We start from the raw sequence: 3,525 nt of genomic DNA on the forward strand, positions 1-3,525 counted from the left end.
CTTTGGATAAGTTCGAATTGTTCTTTGATGTCTTTTCATCATTTATATGTTATTGATTACTCTTCTAAGATACAATATAATTAGCTGATTAACAACTATAAAAACCTTAACTAAACGACATTGCCCCAAGCCTCTCACACAACCGTACGTGATAGTCTCCCATCATATGTCTCTTGTTATACAAATCTAAAAATAACGTTTTCAATTCGTATATCCCATCTTCCAATGATAAAATAGAGTAGGAAATTGTTCCTGAATTCTAAAGAACCATGTGTAAGCACGTTTTATACTAGTTTTATACCGTTTATACCTTTTTCTTGCCCATCTCACGATACGATTGTTTAACAATTTGAAGACACCGTGGAGCATAGATTTCCTAAATTTCCCATAGTAATTGATCCATCCTCTAATCATTGGATTAAGGATTTTGGCAATACCTACAATACTATTAGCGGTCATTCTATGCACTTTAATTTCTCCTAGTTTATCGGCAATCTGTTTTCTTGAACATATACTAATGGCACAATCGAATCCAAGAAAGAGTCCTCTTCGCTTTTTAGATTTAGAAGTTCTAGGTTGAAATGAGTAACCCAAGAAGTCAAATTTAACGTTATGATACTTTTCTCTTCTCCGATAATCTTTACAGTACACTATTTTGGTTTTCTGTGGATGTAATTCCAGACCAATATTTTGCATTCTGTTTTTGATTGCACCAAGCATTTGTTCTGCGTGAGACTGACTTTTACAGTGTAGAATTACATCGTCGGCATAGCGTGTAAATTTGACTGTAGCATCTGTTTGTTCTAGCCATTTATCCAATCCATAATGTAGGAATAGGTTCGCCAATAGAGGGCTTATTACCCCTCCTTGTGGAGTTCCTTTTCCTTGTTTTGAAATTAGTTTACCCGACTTAGTCATTATTGGGCATGAGAGCCATCGTTTTATATAGAGTTTTACCCAATTCTCAGGCACATGTTTCTCTATAGCTAGCATCAGTTTAGTGTGATTGATGTTGTAAAAGAATCCCTTGATATCTAAATCTATTACCCAGTCTGTCTTCCAGCAATTTTTCCTGACCTGTTCTAGTGCTTGATGCGCACTTTTATTAGGTCTGTAACCAAAGGAATTAGGACTAAATACTTGCTCTAGTCGTGGTTCTAAGTACATCTTAATCACCATTTGCCCGATTCGATCGCTTATGGCAGGTATTCCTAGTTTACGGACTTTTCCGTCATTCTTTGGAATTTCTACCTCTTTGACCGGAGCAAGAAAATAACTTCCTGATGTCATACGATTCCAAAGTTTGTATAAGTTATTGGACAATCTAGCATCGAACTGTTCCATACTAATTGCATCAACCCCTGCACTTCCTTTGTTGGCGCGCACTCTTTTATAAGCTAGCCATATCATAGCTTTGCTTATAGGTATTGATTTTGTTTCATTCCATAAATTCATCCTCGAAAAAAAAATCAAGTTGTTAAATGTAATGCAACTGTATAACCTAATCCCTTCGCTCCAGATTCATTACAAAACCTTCATCACTACTACGGATTAGTCCGCCCCTGAAAATAACATTGGTATTTTACCTCTAGGTTAATCCTATTGTGTATTTCCCTTTGCATTTATAGTCAGGTTCCCGAGTTCCGTAATTAAGCCTAGATAAAAGTCATGCCCCCTGAATGACGCCTGCCGTATAGCTAGTAAATAGGTGACCACTATACTCCTTAACTCCGTATCATACTTCGTAGCTTTTGACAGGATGTACCTACTTCTCGACACCTCTAAAGGGGTTCACTTACGTTCATCTCTTTTATCCGTACCTGACTAATTCTTGATTAGCCGTTTCCTAAACGCTCAATACCATTGCTCTTTACAACAGTACCTTTAGGTGGTTTAACGCCTTCTCCTATAAAACGACATTGGTGGACCTACCACCATCTTAATTACAGTTCACAACGAGTATGTTGCCGCTCGTTGCTTGCTCGGCACACTATGGTAAGTAGGGCAGAAAATAAGTAATTATTTTCGATTGAGCGACAAGCCAAATTTTTTGCATTTTGTTTTAATTTTTCTCTTTTAACAACAAATCAAAAGATTTGGCGACTTTTCAAATAGACAACAACCTTTGGGTTAAACACTAATCGCCCTATGCTTTTTATACATCTTTGTTGTGCCCAGTTATTAGTTTATAGACTGTTTTATTTCTTTCTCCTTTTTTTTTGAAAAGATTAGCTTCGGTTCCTTTTTTCAAATCTCTACTAGCAGTTGCTGAAGAAATGTCTTTAAAGATGTCCATATAGTCTTTTCTTGTAAATTCTATTTTATTTAAAGAGATAAAGTATTCTAGTCTATCTTTTTCATTTAATGTTCTATTGTTAAAATTTAGTAATTCTCCAATTGAAATGTCAATGACACCTAACATATATTCAATAAATTTTGTTGATTTTCCTGACTTATCACTTTCAGCTAAAGCTTTGTAATATTTTTCTTGGTCATTACTAATCAAAGTTTCAAATGGTAAAAACTCAAAAATTGGATATTTTTCCATTAAAATTAAAGTTTGCCATAATCTTCCCATTCTGCCATTTCCGTCTAAAAAAGGATGTATGAATTCCATTTCATAATGAAAAACACAACTTTTAATTAATTCAATCTCGTCAGATACTTTTAGGTATTCAAAAAGGTCTTTCATTAAATATTGGACATTCTCAAAAGGTGGAGCTAAATGTTCTACTTTTGAACCTTTAACAATTCCTACACTTTGCTTTCTATATTTTCCAGCTTCACTAATGAGAGTATCCATTAGATTTAAATGGGCTTTTAAAAAGGATTTTTCGTCAGAAGGATTATATGTATCTAAGTTTTCGTAGATTTTGATTGCGTTTAAAACTTCAACAACATCTTTTTTAGGTCCGATAACTCTTTTATTTTCAAGAAGTGCTGTTATTTGTTCTTCTGTAAGTGTGTTTCCTTCAATTTTTAGAGAAGAGTGAATAGTTTTAATTCTATTCTGTTTTCTCAATTTAGGTGAAGGTTTGTTTAATAGATTAGCATTTACTTCTCCTATTTTTTCCGAAATAGAAGTTAATAATTTTAAAATAGAAGATGTTATTTCGTAAGGTGGTTTCATTTTGGTACTATCATTTGATACTATCAAAGATATAATCATTTAACTGAAATTATTTAATGAAACGATTTTTTTTAATTGGGCAGTAGAGTAGAGCCTGATAGCTCTGCCTTATTATTATCTGGTTAAAGATATTAATATTTTAGAACTATCAGCGCCCCCTTCATCAAACCGTACGTGAAGTTTTCCCTCATACGGCTTACCGATAGAGTTCTTCATTGCGCTTTAGAAATTGTTTTCAAGCGAGCATACTTTTCTATATCCAATAGCTTATAACATTTCACTAGTGTTTCATAGGGATGCTGGCGAAGCGCCCGATGTGCTTTTCTTCCTTTTGCTTTCATCCATTTGTAAAGCTTATAATCCAGATGTTTCTTGATAATCTTTACTGTATCCCA

General features: G+C 34.1%; 2 protein-coding genes and 1 pseudogene. All 3 read right to left on the reverse strand.

The annotated features are described in order from the left end of the window. Window positions 1-201 precede the first annotated feature (201 nt). Window positions 202-1,455, reverse strand: a complete 1,254-nt coding sequence (ltrA, locus tag F0000_RS26665; RefSeq protein WP_149627744.1) for a group II intron reverse transcriptase/maturase — start codon at window positions 1,453-1,455, stop codon at window positions 202-204. Window positions 1,456-2,155: 700 nt separating this feature from the next. After that, entirely contained in the window at window positions 2,156-3,130 is a 975-nt protein-coding gene (locus tag F0000_RS26670; RefSeq protein ID WP_149627745.1) for a Fic family protein, read from the reverse strand. 212 nt (window positions 3,131-3,342) lie between these two features. Beyond that, a pseudogene (locus F0000_RS26675) lies at window positions 3,343-3,525 on the reverse strand (group II intron reverse transcriptase/maturase); the annotation flags it as partial.

The sequence above is a fragment of the Aquimarina sp. RZ0 genome (assembly GCF_008370685.1).
Lineage (GTDB): Bacteria > Bacteroidota > Bacteroidia > Flavobacteriales > Flavobacteriaceae > Aquimarina.